12 protein-coding genes are annotated in these 18,279 nt (G+C 27.8%); 6 read left to right on the top strand and 6 right to left on the bottom strand.

Annotated elements, in window-relative coordinates; genetic code table 11:
- Window positions 1–46: 46 nt before the first annotated feature.
- Both CRU95_RS02445 and CRU95_RS02440 read left to right on the top strand, forming a co-directional pair.
- Window positions 47–1,228 carry an aspartate aminotransferase family protein gene (locus CRU95_RS02445; protein WP_129099564.1) on the top strand — a complete coding sequence of 394 codons (1,182 nt, stop codon included), beginning with the start codon at window positions 47–49 and terminating at the stop codon, window positions 1,226–1,228.
- Window positions 1,209–2,402 (top strand): TolC family protein, encoded by a 1,194-nt coding sequence (locus CRU95_RS02440; protein ID WP_129099563.1) that lies wholly within the window; start codon window positions 1,209–1,211, stop codon window positions 2,400–2,402. The genes CRU95_RS02445 and CRU95_RS02440 overlap by 20 nt, the downstream gene beginning before the upstream one ends.
- A 121-nt stretch (window positions 2,403–2,523) precedes the next feature.
- Here CRU95_RS02440 and CRU95_RS02435 read toward each other — a convergent pair whose 3' ends face one another.
- The 3 genes from CRU95_RS02435 to pyk form a co-directional block, all read right to left on the bottom strand.
- Window positions 2,524–3,207: a tetratricopeptide repeat protein gene (locus CRU95_RS02435; protein ID WP_129099562.1), complete on the bottom strand. Its 684-nt coding sequence runs from the start codon at window positions 3,205–3,207 to the stop codon at window positions 2,524–2,526.
- Window positions 3,200–7,174 (bottom strand): hypothetical protein, encoded by a 3,975-nt coding sequence (locus CRU95_RS02430; protein ID WP_129099561.1) that lies wholly within the window; start codon window positions 7,172–7,174, stop codon window positions 3,200–3,202. Before CRU95_RS02430 ends, CRU95_RS02435 begins: the two co-directional genes overlap by 8 nt.
- Window positions 7,175–7,303: 129 nt before the next feature.
- The gene (gene pyk, locus CRU95_RS02425) at window positions 7,304–8,755 is read right to left on the bottom strand and encodes a pyruvate kinase (RefSeq protein ID WP_129099560.1); all 1,452 of its coding nucleotides are present in this window, start codon (window positions 8,753–8,755) and stop codon (window positions 7,304–7,306) included.
- A 94-nt stretch (window positions 8,756–8,849) separates the two neighbouring features.
- Here pyk and CRU95_RS02420 point away from each other — a divergent pair, with 94 nt between their 5' ends.
- On the top strand, window positions 8,850–9,857 hold the full coding sequence (locus CRU95_RS02420; protein WP_129099559.1) for an SAM-dependent methyltransferase: 1,008 nt from the start codon (window positions 8,850–8,852) through the stop codon (window positions 9,855–9,857).
- 7 nt (window positions 9,858–9,864) lie between these two features.
- On the opposite strand, the gene CRU95_RS02415 is transcribed toward CRU95_RS02420, so the two are convergent.
- The 3 genes from CRU95_RS02415 to CRU95_RS02405 form a co-directional block, all read right to left on the bottom strand.
- Window positions 9,865–11,739 carry a methyl-accepting chemotaxis protein gene (locus tag CRU95_RS02415; protein WP_129099558.1) on the bottom strand — a complete coding sequence of 625 codons (1,875 nt, stop codon included), beginning with the start codon at window positions 11,737–11,739 and terminating at the stop codon, window positions 9,865–9,867.
- A 108-nt stretch (window positions 11,740–11,847) separates the two neighbouring features.
- Window positions 11,848–12,219 carry a DUF779 domain-containing protein gene (locus CRU95_RS02410; protein WP_129099557.1) on the bottom strand — a complete coding sequence of 124 codons (372 nt, stop codon included), beginning with the start codon at window positions 12,217–12,219 and terminating at the stop codon, window positions 11,848–11,850.
- Between the two features lie 189 nt (window positions 12,220–12,408).
- Entirely contained in the window at window positions 12,409–13,905 is a 1,497-nt protein-coding gene (locus tag CRU95_RS02405; RefSeq protein ID WP_129099556.1) for an aldehyde dehydrogenase family protein, read from the bottom strand.
- Between the two features lie 232 nt (window positions 13,906–14,137).
- Between CRU95_RS02405 and CRU95_RS02400 the strand changes: the two genes are divergently transcribed.
- The 3 genes from CRU95_RS02400 to CRU95_RS02390 all read left to right on the top strand — a co-directional run bounded on the left by CRU95_RS02400 (window position 14,138) and on the right by CRU95_RS02390 (window position 18,265).
- Window positions 14,138–16,027, top strand: coding sequence for an FIST N-terminal domain-containing protein (locus tag CRU95_RS02400; RefSeq protein WP_129099555.1), 1,890 nt, complete (start codon window positions 14,138–14,140; stop codon window positions 16,025–16,027).
- Entirely contained in the window at window positions 16,024–16,683 is a 660-nt protein-coding gene (locus tag CRU95_RS02395; protein WP_129099554.1) for a response regulator transcription factor, read from the top strand. The genes CRU95_RS02400 and CRU95_RS02395 overlap by 4 nt, the downstream gene beginning before the upstream one ends.
- A 130-nt stretch (window positions 16,684–16,813) precedes the next feature.
- On the top strand, window positions 16,814–18,265 hold the full coding sequence (locus tag CRU95_RS02390; protein ID WP_129099553.1) for an acetyl/propionyl/methylcrotonyl-CoA carboxylase subunit alpha: 1,452 nt from the start codon (window positions 16,814–16,816) through the stop codon (window positions 18,263–18,265).
- The last annotated feature ends 14 nt before the right edge of the window (window positions 18,266–18,279 follow it).

Genomic DNA, 18,279 nt, shown 5'->3' with positions numbered 1-18,279 from the left:
ATATATTTTCGATATAATAAGCATATTTTTTTAGGAAGTTTATAAAATGTTAGAACAATTAGATAAAGATTATGTATTAAATACTTATGCAAGAAATTATGTTAACTTTAAAAGAGGAGAAAATGCTACTCTTTTTGATGATAAAGATAATAACTACATAGATTTTACTTCAGGTATTGGTGTTGTTAGTGTTGGACATGGAAACAAACAAGTAGCAGATGCTATTTATGATCAAGTTAGTAAGATAACTCATATTTCAAACCTTTATGCAATCGAGCCACAAGCACTTTTAGCTAAAGAAATTGCTAAACTTAGTGGTTATGATGTGGCAACATTTTTTGCAAATAGTGGAGCCGAAGCAAATGAAGGTGCAATAAAAATTGCAAGAAAATATGGGCAAACAAAATTTGCAAATAAAAAATATAAAGTGATAACTTTAGAGCACTCTTTTCATGGAAGAACTATTACTACTGTAAAAGCTACAGGTCAAGATAAATTTCACTCGCCAAATTTTTCTCCATATCCTGAAGGGTTTTCATACAATAAACAAATCAATGACATCTATAACTCAATAGATGAAGAAACTGTTGCAGTGATGATTGAACTTGTTCAAGGTGAAGGTGGCGTTCAACCTTTCGAAAAAGAAGAGATTCAAAAATTAGCTGCATTTTTAAAAGAAAAAGAGATTTTACTTATCGTAGATGAAGTTCAAACAGGTGTTTATAGAACAGGCGAATTTTTAGCCTCAAACTTATATGAAATAGAACCTGATATTGTAACTTTGGCAAAAGGTTTAGGTGGAGGAGTTCCTATTGGAGCTATTTTGACAAAACACAAAGATATCTTTTCTCCTGGTGATCATGGTTCAACTTTTGGTGGAAATTATTTAGTTACAAGAGCAGGATTAGAAGTTTTAAAAATCTTAGATGAATATAAAGATAAAGGTGCGCTAGATGAAGCTATTATCTACTTTGAATCAAAATTAGCTGCTTTATATGAAAAGTATCCAAATATCTTTATTTCAAAAGTTGGTTTAGGTCTTATGAGAGGACTTAGAGCTAAAGATGAAGCTACTTTAGCAGCTATTATTAAAAATAGTTTTGAGCAAGGGGTATTAGTCTTAAAATCAGGAAGAAATACTTTAAGATTTTTACCAGTATTAACTATCACAAAAGAAGAAATTGATGAAGGGTTCAAAAGGCTAGATGATGCAATTTCTAAGATTTAGACTATCTTTAGCAACTATTGTTTTAGTTGCTAGTTCTTCTTTTGCAGCACAAAGTGATAAGTTAGATGACTCTATTCTTTCAAAAAAAAGATTAGAAATATTTGACTTATCAAAAGAGCAAATAGAAGAGAATAGTTCAAAACTTAAAAAAGATTGGATAAATCCAGTAAATTATACCTATTCAAAAGTTTATGGAGATAAATATGATACTGAAAAGTCTCTTATCTCTGTAGACCAACCCATATTTAAAACTGGTGGTATTTACAAAGCTATAAAATATGCAAATGCTCAAAGACTCTATTCTCACCTAGATTTAGATTTGCAAAAAAAAGCTATGATAAAAGATACCACAACCATTTTATTCAATATCCATAAACTGCAACTTCAAATAAAAAAACAAGAACTCTTAGTAAAAAATGGTGAAATAGATATCCAAAGAAAAAAAGAACAAGTACTTAATGGCTTTGCTGATACTTCATTACTAGATAATGCAATACTTGATACAAATACAAGTAGAAATGCTCTAGCTGATTTAGTTTATCAAAAAGAAGAATTAATAAATCAGTTTGGTACATATGCAAGTGGTGATTATGAAAGTTTTACTTTGCCAAAATTTAGTATTTTAGATAAAGAAAATTTCTTAAAAGATAATCTAACTTTAAAAAGAGCAAAAGCAGATATAAGTAGTAAAAAAGACTTCTCATGGATGACTATATCAAAATATCTTCCAACAGTCAGTGCAACCTTTGATTATACAAAATATCACTCAAGTAATAATCCTACAATTGACACAGGAGATGATGTACAAAACTATGGAATAAAAATCACTATGCCACTTGATACAAGAACATTCAATGATATTCAAAGTACTAGAATAGATTATCTAAAGGCAAAATTAGATTTTGACAACCAAATTTTAGAACAAGAAAACTATTTCAAAAGTAAACTATCAAAAATCAAAATGATAGATTCAAAAATAAACATTGCAAAAAATGATTATGTATTATACAACTCCCTACTTGATGTAGTTGTAGAAGAGAAAGAAGCAGAACTAAAAACCCAAAGTGATGTGGATACCCTACTAAATTCCAAAAAAATCAGAGAACTAGACCTCAAAATTTACAATATCGATAAACAAATCGAACTATTAGATATTTATTCTAAAATAAGCTAAAAATACACTAAACACTTCTAGCTTGGGTATTTTGTAATTATAATAGTTTACTATTCTCATAAGTGCAACTACATTTGACAGGGTTTTAGTTGAGGCTGGTTTTTTTTAGACAAAGGTGGAATTAAATCCCACCTTTATATCTTCTTGGAAGTCCTGGCATTGTTAGTTGTAGTTCGTAGCCTTTTTTTATTGTTTCATCATCTATTTTTAAATCGTTTCTTAGATAATTTACTACTTCTTCTTTTGTGTAATTTGGATATTCTATTAATGTTAATAAATATGCTGAGGACTTAATATAGTTCTTTTCTTTATAGTATAATACTGCAATATTATTGATTGAATCCATACTCTCTCTCTCAATCGCAATTTTATAATATTTTTTTGCACTAGTATAATCTTCTAATTTTTCATATAGAAGACCTAAATTAGTTAATGAGATATTGTTATTAGCTAATAAATACCATTTAATTGCATCATCATTATTTAATGAATTTTCATATATTGCTCCTATATTAATTGCGGAATTATTATCTCCTAGATTATAAGCTCTTTTATACCATATAATTGAACTATCTTTATCCTTTAATTTTTTATCATAAAAAAGACCTAAGTTAAAAGCAGATTTTTTTGATATCATTGAACTCTCATACCACTCAACAGCCTCAGGATAAGCTTTAAGCCTTGGGTCCATGTCTGATTTTAAATTATATGTATCTTTAGTGATTTTTCCTATAGGTTTTTCTTCACAACCACTGATAAAGATTAAAAGTGCAAGTATTGTTATTATTTTTATTAGTTTATTCATTTGTTATTGTTCCTATAAATTTTTCATCTTCTTGGTCTATAAAGGCTTCTTTAAAGTTTAGTACTGATATATAAACTACTTCTTTGAAAGAATATGTGTAATTATATTTTAATAATATATTTTCTGTTAAAACTATGATTGAGTATTTTTTATGATTTAACTCTGATATTTTTGAAGCTTCGATTATATCATTATTTGATAAATCATAAGTATAGAAGTTTTCATAAATTGTTGATTCAGGTTTCTGCATTACCTTATATTCATTTTTGTCAGTTTTTATAATGAGTTTAAACTTACTATCATCAAATATTTGTTTAGGTATTTTTACTCTTGTTGCTTTATATAATTTTGTTTCTTTATCTATTGAATATCTAGAACTAAACAACTCTAAATCCAATCCAAAAAGTGTTTTTTTAAGTACTGATATCTCATTTACTAAAGCAGAATCTAGCATTCCTTTGTTTTTATCATAATTATCTCCTATAAAGTTTTGAATATCTTTAAAGGTATTAAATTGTGGTATTCTTAAATCTGAATCTTTAAGTGTTCTATTTAAGATTGTTGTTTTAAATTTTAGACCATCATCTGTTTTTGTTTTATAAAGAAGGGACTTATTTATATAATTTTCTATTGGACTATTTATTATGTGGGTGAAGTTTAGTATTAACTGATATGCCAATTCTGTTAATCCTGCTAATATGAAGCCTGTTCCCAAACCTATCCAAGATGAACTTAATAAAAATATTACTTGTAGTGTTGTTGTTAAACCTGTTATTTTTTTCCCATCTCCATCTTCATCATCAAGTTTTACAAATCTATTTACTCCAGTTATTATTGTTATAAAGATATCTAATCTATATGCAAATATCCCTATATTTAATTTTGCTTTATTTGCTGCTTGAGTTATCAGGGTTGTGGCTAATTTTGCATTGTTTCTTGCTTTTTCTAATCCTTCTAAAGCTAAAATAGACAAGGTTGATACATCTGATGCAAAAGCAGTTAGATTTGATAATTTTAATTTATCGTAAGAGTTATAATAGTTTACTATTCCCATAAGTGCTACTACATTTGATAGGGTTTTAGTTGAGGCTAAGGTTTTTTTTAAAACATAATATTCAGTTATTGTTTTCAGTTTAGTTTTTCCAAATTTCTTATTTGTTAGTATATCCCCTCCTAGATTACTAATCTTAGATTCTTTCTCTTCAATCAGCTGAATAATCTCTTTTTGTCTTCTCTTTTTAATATTTCGTCTTGTACTTTTATCTTGTTTCATCTTCTTTATTTCATTACTTAAAGCTTTATTTTCTTCTTTTAGAGCTTTTATATCTTCTAAGACTGAATTCATCTCATTTAATCTTTTTGTAAAACCATTTATAGCACTTAGTGTAGAATAAAGAGCTTCAGCAGTGTCTTGTGATTTTTGAGCCATATCAAAGTTTGTTGAGATAAGTGTTTTATAGCTTTGATTTGGATTTTTCTTTTTTTCTTGGGAAAATTCAAAATCAATTTTTGTTTGTAGTCCTTGTAGTTTTGAGATTGTATTTAAAAATTCTAAGACATTTGTTTGTCTTTCTTTAAACTTCTTATCAGCATCATTTTGACCATTTTGAATACAAGAGTGAGTTACTACTGAGTTTGTAACCATAGAATAAGTTTCAAAGAATAGTTTTTTATTTTCTCTATATTCAGCCCATTTATTCATATCTTCAATATTTTCTCTTGATTTTGCAAGCTCTTCCATAAAGCTTAGGATATCTTTTGATTGAGCATTAAAAATAGAAGAGATATTTAACTCTTCATCCATAAAAGCTATTATTTTTGTTAAATCATAGGATAAATTTAACATATTATAATGATATCTTATCTTTTCATCTTCATTATCAAACTCTTTTATACCTGAGTATAAACCTAAAAGCTCTTTGATTTTTGGGTTTTGTTGTTCTTTTACAACAAGTTTTAGTAACTTATCAGGAGATAATAAATAGTCATCAGTTTTAAAGGATGATAAATCTTTACTTTTATATAAGTCTTCAAATTCCAAAGCTGTTTGAATTTTTATCTTCTTAGCTTCTTTATATGAAAATGATACTTTTTTATGGATGTATTCTAGATTATCAAATTGTGATAAAAGTGTATTTTTATCTTTATTCTCTTTTGTAAAAATAAACCCACTCTTTTTTGTACTTCCTTCAAATATCTCTTTATATAAACTTTGATCTTTCATCTTATAATTTACATCTTCTATATCATCTTCACTTATGGCTGGTAATGGTCTCATATTTATAATAAGATTGTAAAACTCTAATTTATTATCTTCAATATCTGATATAGCTCTTAGTTCATCATCGTAATCACCAGAAAATAAAATAGAAAATACTATCAAGGCTAATAGCTTATTTGGGTCTTCTCTATATAGCTTATAATCATTATGATAATTCGAAAACTTCAGATATCCATGAGCAGTATGAATAGTTCTATTTATACCTCTTTCTTCTGCATATTTCTTAATATCATTATTTCTACTTTCTACTTCAGTACTTGAGATTTTTGGATTATAATAGTAGTTTAATTGATTATTTATAAATTTCAATTGCCCATCATATAGTTCTATTTTCATATTTTTAAAAAATGATTTACTCAAAAATTCTATTTGTCTATAATAATTACTTGCCATATCAAAATTCGGAACTACAATATTTGCTAAATCAAGAGTATCATCTTCAAATATAAGATTTGATAGTTTGCCATATAATATTTCTCTTACAAAAGTACTATAATATTTTCTTAATTTATTTAGATTTTTATTATATTTATTTTTTCTACCCTCTGGTACATAAAAATAATTAAGTTGATTTGCTACAGTATATACATAAGCATTTTTATCTCGAATATCATCTATTATACTTTCATTATCAACAAAGTTTTTCTTAAATGAAAATTCATAATATTCTTTTAAATCTTCTAAAACTCCTAATTCATCATCAATAACCGCAATTATATCTAATGGATATAATTTTGTATTTTTTTCATGTTTAGATAGTGGATCAAATTTCTTTTGTGTTTGTATATCTTCTTTTGTAATTTCATTTGAAGCTAGACTTTGTACATCTTTGATATAAAAAGCTTTTTCTTTTGTAGATTCAAGAGTTTTTGGATTTATGTTAATTGCTTTAAACTTTTTAAAATCACTAGCTCTTTTTGATTGTGCTTTTCTAAGTTTTACATTTGAATAAACAATTTCTACTTCATCATCATTTTCTAAAGCTATATATTTTTTAAGAATATTTTGCTCATCTTTATAAGATATTTCATTTAAATTTTCAGAACAAAGAGTTCCTCTTGATACAATTTTATATTCATCAATAGATTTTTTGGTTTTTACATATACATAAGATTCTAACTCTGAATAAACTTTATCTTTTATTCTTGGATTTATATCTTTATCTACAGAGAAAAAATTTTCTGTTTTTAGAAAAACTCTTATTGCCCTTAGAGGTTTGTATATATCTATATTATCATTATCTTTTGTTGATCTTATCAAATATAATTTATATTTTTCTTTTTCTTTTTTTTCTTCTGATTCTTTAATTGCCTTTTCTGTAGGTTCTTCAGCAACAATTTCTTGAGAAAATAAAGAAGGAGGAGCAGATATTTTTGAAGTACTTTGTCCTGGATCCACTAAAATTACAGCTCTTCCTTTATCTGTTTTAAATCCATCTGTCCTAAGAAGATATGTCAAGCCTGTGGCTGAGACATTTGTTTCTGTACCAGCAGTTGAATTACTAGCAACTTTCGTGCACTTATTCTTACTTCTTGGGCAAGCAACTGGTGCTCCTAATATATCTTTTAGGTATAAAGGTTTTGCTCCTGCAATCTTTAGGTTTGGGACACTTGATGTTAGGGTTACTTTCCCTCCACAAGCGCATTTTATAAATCCTGATTCTATTACATTATATTCATTACCCATAATCTATCCAATTATTTTTGCATATGATACTTAAAAGTAATTTAATAGTTTATTATTGTTATAGTAAAGTTACAAATTTGTAATAATTTTATAGTCTACATGACAAGGAGAGTAAAACAAATAAGAAGATTATTTCTTCTTATTTGCTGGTAGATTTAAATAATATTCAATCTCACCTTCTGTTAGTATTTTGATAGTATTTGTACTTCCTGGTATCCCAGCTGGATATCCAATTGTTGCTATATATGGTCCTGTTTTATCTAAGATATTTCTTGATTCTAGATTTTTAAGCATCTTTTGAATCATCTTCGAGGCTTGTCCTTCTTTTAATACTGTAATAGGATAAACACCCCAAATAGCACTTAAAGAGTTTAATACTTTTCTTTTATGAGAAAATGCTAAGATTTTTGTTTTTGGTCTATATCTTGATATTTTCATTGCTGATTTACCTGAGCTTGTAAGTGCTAAAATTCCTTTTGCACCTAAATCATCTGCTAATTTTGTAACTGTTCCTTGAATAACATCAAATTCATCTAAATATGCAAATTTACTTTGTTTATCAAAGTTATAAATCTCTTCTGTTTTAGCAATAATATTACTCATTGTTTCTACAACATTTACAGGGTCTGTTCCTACTGCACTCTCTTCAGAAAGCATTACAACATCAGTTCCATCTAAAACTGCATTTGCAACATCTGAGATTTCTGCTCTTGTTGCTCTTTCATTTTCTGTCATTGAAAGAAGCATTTGAGTTGCTGTTATTACTGGTTTACAAGCAATATTTGCTTTTTTGATAAGTCTTTTTTGGATTGTTGGAACTTCATAATAAGGAACTTCTATTCCTAAGTCTCCCCTTGCTACCATGATTCCATCACTAGCTTCTATTATTTCATCTATATTTTCAACTGCATCAAATTTCTCTATTTTAGCTATTAGTTTTCCATGATATCCATTTAGAAGTTTTCTTGCGTGCAACATATCTTTTTTATTTTGTACAAAAGAGATTGCAAAATAATCAACTTTATTTTCAACTCCCCAAGCGATATCTTTCTCATCTTTTTTAGTAATAACATCAATATCAATTATTGTATTAGGAAAGTTTACACCTTTTCTTGAGCCTAATTTTCCATGATTTTCTATTTCTGCTTTTACTTGAACACCTGTTTCTATTACTTTTGCTCTAATTGTTCCATCATAAAGATATATATATTCATCTTTTTTTACTTTATCAAGTAATTCTGGATAATTTAGAGATGCTACATATTCATTTTCACTCTCTTGGTATCCTTCTATATCATCTTTTACGAATCTTATTGTATCACCTTTTCTTAGTTCAAAAGGCTCTTTTAAATCCCCTAATCTAACTTTTGGTCCTGAAATATCTTGTAAAATAGCAACTGTAGTATTTAAGTTTTCCATTGCTTTTCTAATATTTTTTAATGTATTTAGATGGTATTCATGACTTCCATGTGAAAAATTAAGTCTAAACATATTTGCGCCAGCTTTAATCAATCCTTCTATTATTTCTATCGTATCACTTGCTGGGCCTAAGGTTGCTAATATTTTTGTTCTTTTATTCATAAATCTTTCCTTTCCTATTTTATTTATGATTATACCATAACCGTATTACACACTAGTAACATTTTATAAACAGTTTTTAGATATTATTATTTTCATGAATACAAAATTTAGTGATTATTTTGACAATTGGCTTTATGGCAAAGATGGATATTATACAAAATATAATGCTATTGGAAAAGATGGAGACTTCTTTACAGCAGTTTCAACTTCAATATTTTTTGGTGGAAGTATTGCCAAAAAGATAGTTGATACAATCTTAAATAATAAACTTCCACATAATACTACTATTGTAGAAATTGGTGCCCATCATGGCTATTTATTAGCTGATATTATTCAGTTTATTTATACTTTAAATCCAAAACTCCTTGAAAGCCTAAACTTCGCAATAGTTGAGCGATTTGATAACTTAAAAAATGAGCAAAAAGAATATCTAGAAAACTCATTTGGTGATGGTATTAAATTTGATTTTTATGATGACATAAGTGAAATAAAACTTGCCCATGCTTTTATTGTGGCAAATGAGATTTATGATGCTTTCTCTTGTGAATTAATCTATACAAAAGATGATAAATTACAAACTGCATTTGTAGAAAAAGGGGAAATACAGTTCAAAGATTGTTCAGATGAGAATATTATAAATAAATGTAAAAAATACAAAATCACAAAAGGTGAATTAGCTTTAGGTTATGAAGAGTTTGCAAAAAATATTTGTAAAAATATTAAAAACTTCTACTTTCTAAGTTTTGATTATGGAGAAAAATATCCAAGAAATGATTTTTCTTGTAGAATTTATTCAAAACATGAAGTTTTTCCAATCTTTGATGAAAAACTTGATTTAGATAAATTATATAAAAATTCAGATATCACCTATGATGTAAACTTTTCCCATGTAATTGATAGTTTTAATAGTTTCTGTAAATGTGAAGTTGAATATCAAACCCAGTTAAAAGCCCTAGTAGAATTTGGTATTTTAGACTTGCTTCAAATATTACAAAAAAATGTAAGTGAAGAAAACTACCTAAAAGAAGTTCAAAAAGTAAAAAGTCTCCTTGAACCAACAGGTATGGGTGATAGATTTAAAATGCTACTTATTAAAAAGTAGCATTTTGTCACTTGTCAATTTTTATATCATTTTTACCAGTAAATTCTTTTTGATCAGCACTACTTACAATAAGTTTAGCAATTTTATCTGTTGAAACTGCTATTTCATGAGCTTCAGATGATACCATCGCATTTTTTTGCGTTTGTTGATCAAGTTGATTGATAGAATCATTAATTTGTTCTATTCCAAATAATTGCTCTTTTGAAGCACTCTCTATATCAGAGATTAATTTAATACTTTGAGAAATATTAGCATTTAATTTTTTATATCCTGTTATCATAGTTCCTGCTATTTTTTTACCTGCATTTGCTTTTGATGTAGCATTTTCCACTAAAACTTTTATCTGTTTTGCAGCTTCTGCACTTCTAGTAGCAAGATTTCTTACTTCTTGTGCAACCACTGCAAACCCTTTTCCAGCTTCACCTGCAGTTGCTGCTTCCACTGCAGCATTTAAGCTTAAAATATTTGTTTGAAATGCTATTTGATCTATTATACCGATAGACTCAACAATAGATTGAACTTGTTCATTAATTTCATCCATAGATATTGATGTTTCATTAGCTAATCTTTCTCCTTCGTTTGCTGAAGTTGTCACTTCATTTGAGAAATTAGCCATTTTTGCAATATTATCCGTATTTGATCTAATATTACTTGTGATTTCTTCAACAGCAGCTGCTGTTTCTTCAAGTGATGCGGCAGCTTCATTTGAACTGTCATTTAACTTATCCACATTTTTAAGTAACCTATCTGAACTATAATCAAGGGTTAATCCATTTGATTTATTTTCTACTAGCATTTGAGTAGTAGAATCACCTAACATATTTACACCATTCGCTAATTTTAATAAATGCTCTTTTATATTTGTAGTTGATATTTTATTTAGATAATTGTAGTTTGAATATTCATCTAATATATTTAAAACTTTTTCAATATTATTTTCTAAATTATCAGCCATTTTATTTAACACATCTTTTAATTGTAATAATGATGGATTTGAAACTTTAACTACTAATCTTTTACTTAAATCACCATTTTCAAATTCTCCTAAAACAAAAATAGCTTCATCTATTAATTTTCTATCTTCTTCTATTCCTACTTTTGTTCTTTCAATATTTTGATTTACTACTTTTGCCATTTGCCCAAATTCATCAGTTGTATTTATTTCTATTAAATCTGCTTTATTATTTTCTCTATTTAAGAATGAAAAAAATGAAATAAGTCCATTTTTGAATATTTCTAATTTTTTTGTTATATCAGATATTATTACATATGATAGTAATACGATAATTATTAACGAAAATATAATAACAGTTATCACAAAGTATATACTATTAGAATATATATTTTCAGCTTTTTCTGTCTCACTTTTTGCAACATTTAGTTGTAAAGATATCAATTCTGAAACTTTTTCTCCTATTGGGTCAATTTTAGGATACAGTTCATCAGTAGTAAATTTACCAATAAGTTCTAAATCTTTTTTTTCACAGGCCATTTTTATATTTTTTGAAAGGTCATTTGCAACTAACATTAATTTTTTAGCTTCATTTACTAACTTTTGTTCTTTTTCTGTCAATGATGTTGATAAATAATTATTCCATTCATTTTTTATATTATTTTCTGCACCGTTAATATTAGAAATACACTCTTCAAATGTAATATTTCCATTTCTTGTTTTATGAGTTGTATCAACAATATTAACTGCATATTCATCTGCAATTATTTTTAACTGTTTTAAGGGAACAACTCTATCATAATAAACAGTTTGTAGACCATTATTTACTTTTTTTAATTGAACTATGCTTGAAATTCCAATTATTACTAACCCTATAATTGCAACAAATGCTAAGATAATTAACTTATTTCTTGTACTTATATTTTTCATACTTCTTCCTTTTTTAAATTATCATTTAATTATTCCAAAAGATAGTCAAGAAGTAGTAAAGTTTTCTGATTTTTTTTGAAGTCTTTTTATAAATATAAAATAGAAAAGTTATAACTTTTCTATTTCTTTATACTCTTCATCTGTAAAGATTCTAGATTTTGTGATAAATTGGTAACCTAAATCTATTTCCAGTGAAAAAGAGTTTCCAAAGGCAGCTTTTTCTTCTTTTACATCAATAGTTATTTCTGAATGTCTAAAATACTCAAATTGGTCTTTGTCTATAAAAAATTCACATCCACATATCTCTCCCATTTTTACATTTCGTGAGGGAACATGAAAGTCACTTTTTGCATAGCACATAGGAGCTGTGCCATCACAACAACCACCACTTTGGTTAAAAACTAATTCACCATTTTCTTTTTTTAATTGTTCTATTACTAAAGCCGCAGCTTTTGTAACTAATAATCTTTTTAGTGCCATTTTTTATCCTTGAAATATTCCATGTTAAAGGATCTGTTCATATTAGATTTATTTTATCACAATTTAAAAAAAATTGTTAAAGAAACAAACCTTAAAGAGAATAAACGAATTATTCTTTTTATGCAGAAAAAAAAATGCATAGAAGAACTCTTCTATGCATTTTAAACTTTTTTGTTTTAAAGTAAAGGCCTAGAAAAATCCCATTGCATCTTTGCTATAAGAAGTTAAGATATTTTTTGTATGTCTATAAGAGTTTAACATCATCATATGAGTTTCTCTCCCTATACCTGATTTTTTATATCCACCAAATGATGCATGAGATGGATACATGTGGTAACAATTTACCCAAACTCTACCAGCTTCGATTCCTCTTGAGAATTTATGTAATTGGTGAGCATCTCTTGACCAAACACCAGAACCTAATCCATAAATAGTATCATTTGCAATAGCTAATGCTTCATCTTCATCTTTAAAAGTAGTAACTGCTAAAACTGGTCCAAAAATCTCTTCTTGGAAGATTCTCATTTTATTGTGACCTTTAAATAGTGTTGGTTGAATATAGTTTCCATTTGGATATTTTTCACTTTTATATTCATCACCACCAATTAATAGTTCAGCACCCTCTTCTTTACCAATTTTGATGTATTCCATGATTTTCTCTTTTTGAGTAGTTGAACACTGAGCACCCATCATACAAGTTGGATCTAATGGATCTCCTAATTTGATAGCTTTTACTCTCTCTAATACTCTTGCCATAAATGGCTCATAAATTGATTCTTGGATTAATGCTCTTGATGGACAAGTACAAACTTCCCCTGAATTAAATGCAAATAATACAAGTCCTTCAATAGCTTTGTCAAAGAATTCATCATCTTTATCCATAATTGATTCTAAGAAGATATTTGGTGATTTTCCACCAAGTTCTAATGTAGAAGGAATAATATTTTCAGTTGCATATTGCATAATTAACTGACCAGTTGTAGTTTCACCAGTAAATCCAACTTTTTTAATATCTGGGTGAGTTGATAAATATTTACCGATTTTTCCACCTGCACCATTAATAATATTAATTGCACCTGCTGGTAATACATCTTGAATTGTTTCCATTAAAAGTAAAATAGACATTGGAGTTGCACTTGCTGGTTTCATTACAATGCAATTTCCAGCAGCTAATGCAGGAGCTAATTTCCAAGCAGCCATTAATAATGGGAAATTCCAAGGAATAATTTGAGCAACAACACCATATGGTTCGTGAACTTCTTGAGAAATAGTATTTTCATCTAAATCTGCAACTGTACCAGACTCTGCTCTTATAACTGATGCAAAATATCTAAAGTGGTCAACAACTAAAGGAACATCAGCTGCTAAAGTTTCTCTTACAGCTTTACCATTATCTAAAGTTTCAGCGATAGCTAAAGCTTCCAAATTTGCTTCAATTGCATCAGCAATTTTATTTAAAAGAGTACTTCTTTCAATCACAGAAGTGTGCTTATAAGATTCAAATGCTTTATTTGCTGCTTTAATTGCTAGTTCTACATCTTCTTCGTTTGATCTAGGAATTCTAGTTAAAACTTCACCATCAACTGGAGAAACATTATCAAAATATTCACCACTTCTTGGTGCAACCCATTCTCCTCCTATAAAGTTTTCATATTGAGATTTGTATGTTGGTTTTGCGTATGCCATTTTTTTTCCTTTTATCTTAGTAAATATGAAAAAGTTTGATAGACAAATTTTTTCTGTAATGAAATTCTACTCCACAATTATAGCCTGAGTATAGCCAACTATATAGCGCAAATATAGCCATTTATTTTATTTAATACAATGACTATTATATGGGCTTAGTAGCTTTTAAATAGCATTTGAAATTTTATTTATTTTTTATAAAAAAAGTAATTATTTATGTTACAATATTTTCATGAACACTTACAATTATATATATCAGAACCACTCATTTAAAAAAGAAATAGATTATGAATTTTTTAAAGATAAAAAGAATATTTTAATTCAAGTATTTTGTGGAAAAGAAGAAAATACTTTAGAATATATTATTAACTTATTAGCTGATAATATACCTCATGCAACTATACTAGGTACAACAACTGATGGAGAGATAAAAGATAAAAAAGTATCTACTTTTAAAACTGTTATTTCTATATCTGTCTTTGAAAATACTACTATTAAATCATCTATAAAAGAAGGAAGTAACTCTTTTAATTGTGGATATGAAATAGCAAAAGATATAATAACAGATAATACAAAACTAATCATTACTTTTACAGATGGAACAACTACAAATGGAGAAGATTATCTAAAAGGAATAACTGCATATAATAAATCCATAATGGTAGCTGGTGGAATGGCTGGAGATAATGGTGTGTTTAAACAAACTTATGTATCTTGTGGCAGAAAAATATTGGCTAATGGGGCAGTTGCAGTATCTTTAAACTCTGATACCTTACTTGTAACAAATGATCACAAATATGATTGGTCTCCAATTGGAATTGAACACACTATTAATAGAGTCAAGGGCAATAGAATTTATGAAATTTCGGGAATGGATGCCATGGATTTTTATGAGAAGTACCTAGGTAATAGTGATTCTTATACAGAATTCCCACTAATAGTTCAAAGAAATGGCATGTCTGTAGCAAGAGCAGTTCTTACAAGATACCCTGATGGAAGTTTTGGTTGTGGAGGGAACTTATACAAAGGTGATAAAGTGAGGCTAGGTTTTGCAAATGCAGAACTTATAATAAGAAATCCTATACAATATTTGAAAAATATACATGAATATCCAGCAGAAACATTTTTTATATATTCTTGTATGGCAAGAAGAAGATATATGCAAAGCCTAATCAAACTTGAGATAGAACCTTTTGCTAGTATTGCTCCTACTTCTGGCTTTTTTACTTATGCAGAATTTTTCCATGATAATGATAGAAATGAACTTATGAATCAAACAATCACTCTTGTAGGATTGACTGAGAATATTCATACAGTAAAAAAAGATATCCCTAAAATAGAAAAAATAGTAAACCAAAATGAAAGCTCTTATGCTAAGACTATTCAAGCCTTAACAAATCTAATTCAACAAAGTGCTAAAGATCATGACGAACAATCAAAAAGATTAGAAGAACATATCGCTTATTCAGAAAATATACTAAAAAACCAAAAAATGTTTTTAAGACATGCGGTTCATGAAACAAATACTCCATTATCAGTTATCATGAGTAATATAGAACTACATGAGATGCAATATCATAAAAGTGAATATCTTTCAAATATAGAAGTTGCCATGAAAAGTATATTTTCTATTTATGATGATTTAAGTTATTTAGTAAAAAAAGATCAAGTTGAATATAAAGTTTATTCTCTTGATTTGGTGGATTTTGTTAGAAGTAGAGTATACTTTTTCAAAAATGTTGCAACACAAGTATCTTCAAAGTTCAATTTAGAGTCTAATAGGGACAAGATGATGATTAATTTTAGTGAGACAAAATTACAAAGAATAGTTGACAATACTTTATCAAATGCTATAAAATACACAAATAAAGGCAAAGATATAAATGTAAAAGTTGAAGAAGTAAACAATTACTTAAAATTTACAGTATCAAGTAACTCAAAAAAAATACAAGACCCAGATAAAATATTCCAAGAGTATTATAGAGAAGAAAAATCAAACAATGGCTTTGGGTTGGGTTTAAATTTAGTTAAACGAATTTGTGATGAAGAAAGTGTTATCATAAAAGTCGATTCCGACAGTGATACTACTAGTTTTACATATATTTTTAAAGGCATAAAATGAAAATATTACTACTTGAAGATGATATTATGCTAAATAAAGCTATCAAAATTTATTTAGAATCTACTGGGCATGTCGTTCACTCTGTTATGGATGGTAAACATTGTATAGAAACTTTAGAAAAAGAACAATTTGACTTATTAGTTTTTGATATAAATGTTCCAGATGTGGACGGATTAACCATACTAGAAGATTTACATAAACAAAAAAGAATGGTTCCTACAATCTTTATCTCAGCATTAATTGATATTGAAGATATCACAAGAGCTTTTGATATAGGATGCCATGATTATTTAAAAAAACCATTTCACCTAAAAGAACTAACACTTAGAATAAACAAATTTCTAAAAACAAGCCAAGTTCATCAACAACACAAAAGATTATCAAAATCATATAGTTATGATTCTAAAAATATGATTTTATTATTTAACAATGAACCACAAATACTACCTAAAAGACAAATCCAAATCATCGATTTATTAGCTGCAAATAGATCTTTGGTTTGCAATTATGACATGTTTCGAGAATATGTTTGGAATGATGACTACATAGATAATGCCACAATAAGAGCAGAAGTAAATAGAGTAAAAAAAGTATTAAAAGAAGATTTTATTTTAAATATTAGAGCTATTGGCTATATGGTAGAAAGACCAAACTAAGTATCTTTTAACATAAATAACACTATAGAACTAATAAATAAGCACTAATAAACAACTATTTGAGCAAAAAAAAAGAAGAACTATTTTTTTTAAAACCCTAGAATATGAAAAACTTAAATAGGGAAGAATTATGTCAAAAAAAATTTCTAAAGTCCTAGTAGCAAATAGAGGTGAAATAGCTCTTAGAATAATAAGAGCATGTAAAGAGTTGGATATAAAAAGTGTTGCAATATTTTCAGAAGTAGATATTGAAGGTATTTGGGTAAAGAAAGCTGACGAATGCTATCCGTTTTTAGGAGATCCATTAGATGCTTATTTAAATATTGAAAAAATCATATCTCTTGCTTTAAAAGCCCAATGTGATGCTATTCATCCAGGATATGGATTTCTATCAGAAAGTGCAGAATTTGCCGAAGCTTGTGACAAAGCAGGTATCATTTTCATAGGTCCAAAAGCTGAGCATATAGCACTTTTTGGAGATAAAATGGCTTCAAAAGTTGCTATGAAAAAAATTGGGGTTCCAGTTCTTGAAGGAACAAGCACTCCCATTGTTGATGTAAAAGAAGGTGAAAAAATCTCAAGGGAAATTGGTTTTCCAATTATTATCAAAGCAGCTTTTGGTGGTGGTGGAAGAGGAATGAGAATAGTAAAAGAAGAAAAAGACTTTAAAGCTATGTTTGAAGCAGCAACTGCAGAAGCTAAAAAATTCTTTGGAAAAGGTGATGCTTTTATAGAAAAATATGTGGAAAATCCAAGACATATTGAAGTTCAAGTTATAGCTGATAAATATGGAAATGTTCTTCACTTAGGGGAAAGGGATTGTTCTATTCAAAGAAGACACCAAAAAGTAATAGAAATAGCTCCGAGTCCTAGATTAAACGAAAATGTAAGAAGAGAGTTATATAGAGTTTCAACAAAAGCCATGTTCAAATTGGGTTATGAAAGTGTTGGAACAATTGAGTTTCTAGTTGATGCACAAGATAATATTTATTTTATTGAGATGAATACAAGAGTTCAAGTGGAACATCCAGTAACTGAACTTATAACTGGTGTTGATATTATTCAAAGAATGATAGAAATAGCAGAAGGAGATAAACTTCAATTTTTACAAGAAGAGATAAATTTCAGAGGGTATGCAATAGAATTTAGAATCAATGCAGAAGATCCCAAGAAAAAATTTATGCCAGCATCTGGAACTATAAATAAATACTTAACTCCAGGAGGACCAGGTGTTAGAATTGATACAAGTGTTTATACTGGTTATAAAATTCCTCCAAACTATGATTCAATGGTAGGAAAACTTATTGTTTGGGCACTAGATTGGGAAGGTGCAGTAAAAAAAGCAAGACGGGCTTTAGATGAGTTTTATATAGAAGGCTTACCTACAAATATTCCACTACACAGAGAAATCGTAAGAGATGAAGATTTTATTGAAGGAAAACTTGATACTAGTTATTTAGATAAAAAATTAGAGAAATTTAATATGAATGCAATTGATCATATTGAAGAAGAAGAGAAAAAAATGGAAAATATAACTAAGTTAATAGAGCAAATCAAAAAAAACAAACTAAGTGTAAGATAATCTCTTACACTTAG

The organism is Arcobacter sp. F2176 (assembly GCF_004116465.1).
Taxonomy (GTDB): Bacteria; Campylobacterota; Campylobacteria; order Campylobacterales; family Arcobacteraceae; genus Arcobacter; species Arcobacter siniprincipis.
Note: the sequence above shows the minus strand (reverse complement) of the source record. Positions and strands in the feature narration are given on the sequence as shown.

Excerpts from the sequence above, each read along its gene's own strand:
- CRU95_RS02445 (WP_129099564.1), top strand. The coding sequence starts at position 47 with ATGTTAGAACAATTAGATAAAGATTATGTATTAAATACTTATGCAAGA.
- CRU95_RS02440 (WP_129099563.1), top strand. The coding sequence starts at position 1,209 with ATGCAATTTCTAAGATTTAGACTATCTTTAGCAACTATTGTTTTAGTT.
- CRU95_RS02435 (WP_129099562.1), bottom strand. The coding sequence starts at position 3,207 with ATGAATAAACTAATAAAAATAATAACAATACTTGCACTTTTAATCTTT.
- CRU95_RS02430 (WP_129099561.1), bottom strand. The coding sequence starts at position 7,174 with ATGGGTAATGAATATAATGTAATAGAATCAGGATTTATAAAATGCGCT.
- pyk (WP_129099560.1), bottom strand. The coding sequence starts at position 8,755 with ATGAATAAAAGAACAAAAATATTAGCAACCTTAGGCCCAGCAAGTGAT.
- CRU95_RS02420 (WP_129099559.1), top strand. The coding sequence starts at position 8,850 with ATGAATACAAAATTTAGTGATTATTTTGACAATTGGCTTTATGGCAAA.
- CRU95_RS02415 (WP_129099558.1), bottom strand. The coding sequence starts at position 11,739 with ATGAAAAATATAAGTACAAGAAATAAGTTAATTATCTTAGCATTTGTT.
- CRU95_RS02410 (WP_129099557.1), bottom strand. The coding sequence starts at position 12,219 with ATGGCACTAAAAAGATTATTAGTTACAAAAGCTGCGGCTTTAGTAATA.
- CRU95_RS02405 (WP_129099556.1), bottom strand. The coding sequence starts at position 13,905 with ATGGCATACGCAAAACCAACATACAAATCTCAATATGAAAACTTTATA.
- CRU95_RS02400 (WP_129099555.1), top strand. The coding sequence starts at position 14,138 with ATGAACACTTACAATTATATATATCAGAACCACTCATTTAAAAAAGAA.
- CRU95_RS02395 (WP_129099554.1), top strand. The coding sequence starts at position 16,024 with ATGAAAATATTACTACTTGAAGATGATATTATGCTAAATAAAGCTATC.
- CRU95_RS02390 (WP_129099553.1), top strand. The coding sequence starts at position 16,814 with ATGTCAAAAAAAATTTCTAAAGTCCTAGTAGCAAATAGAGGTGAAATA.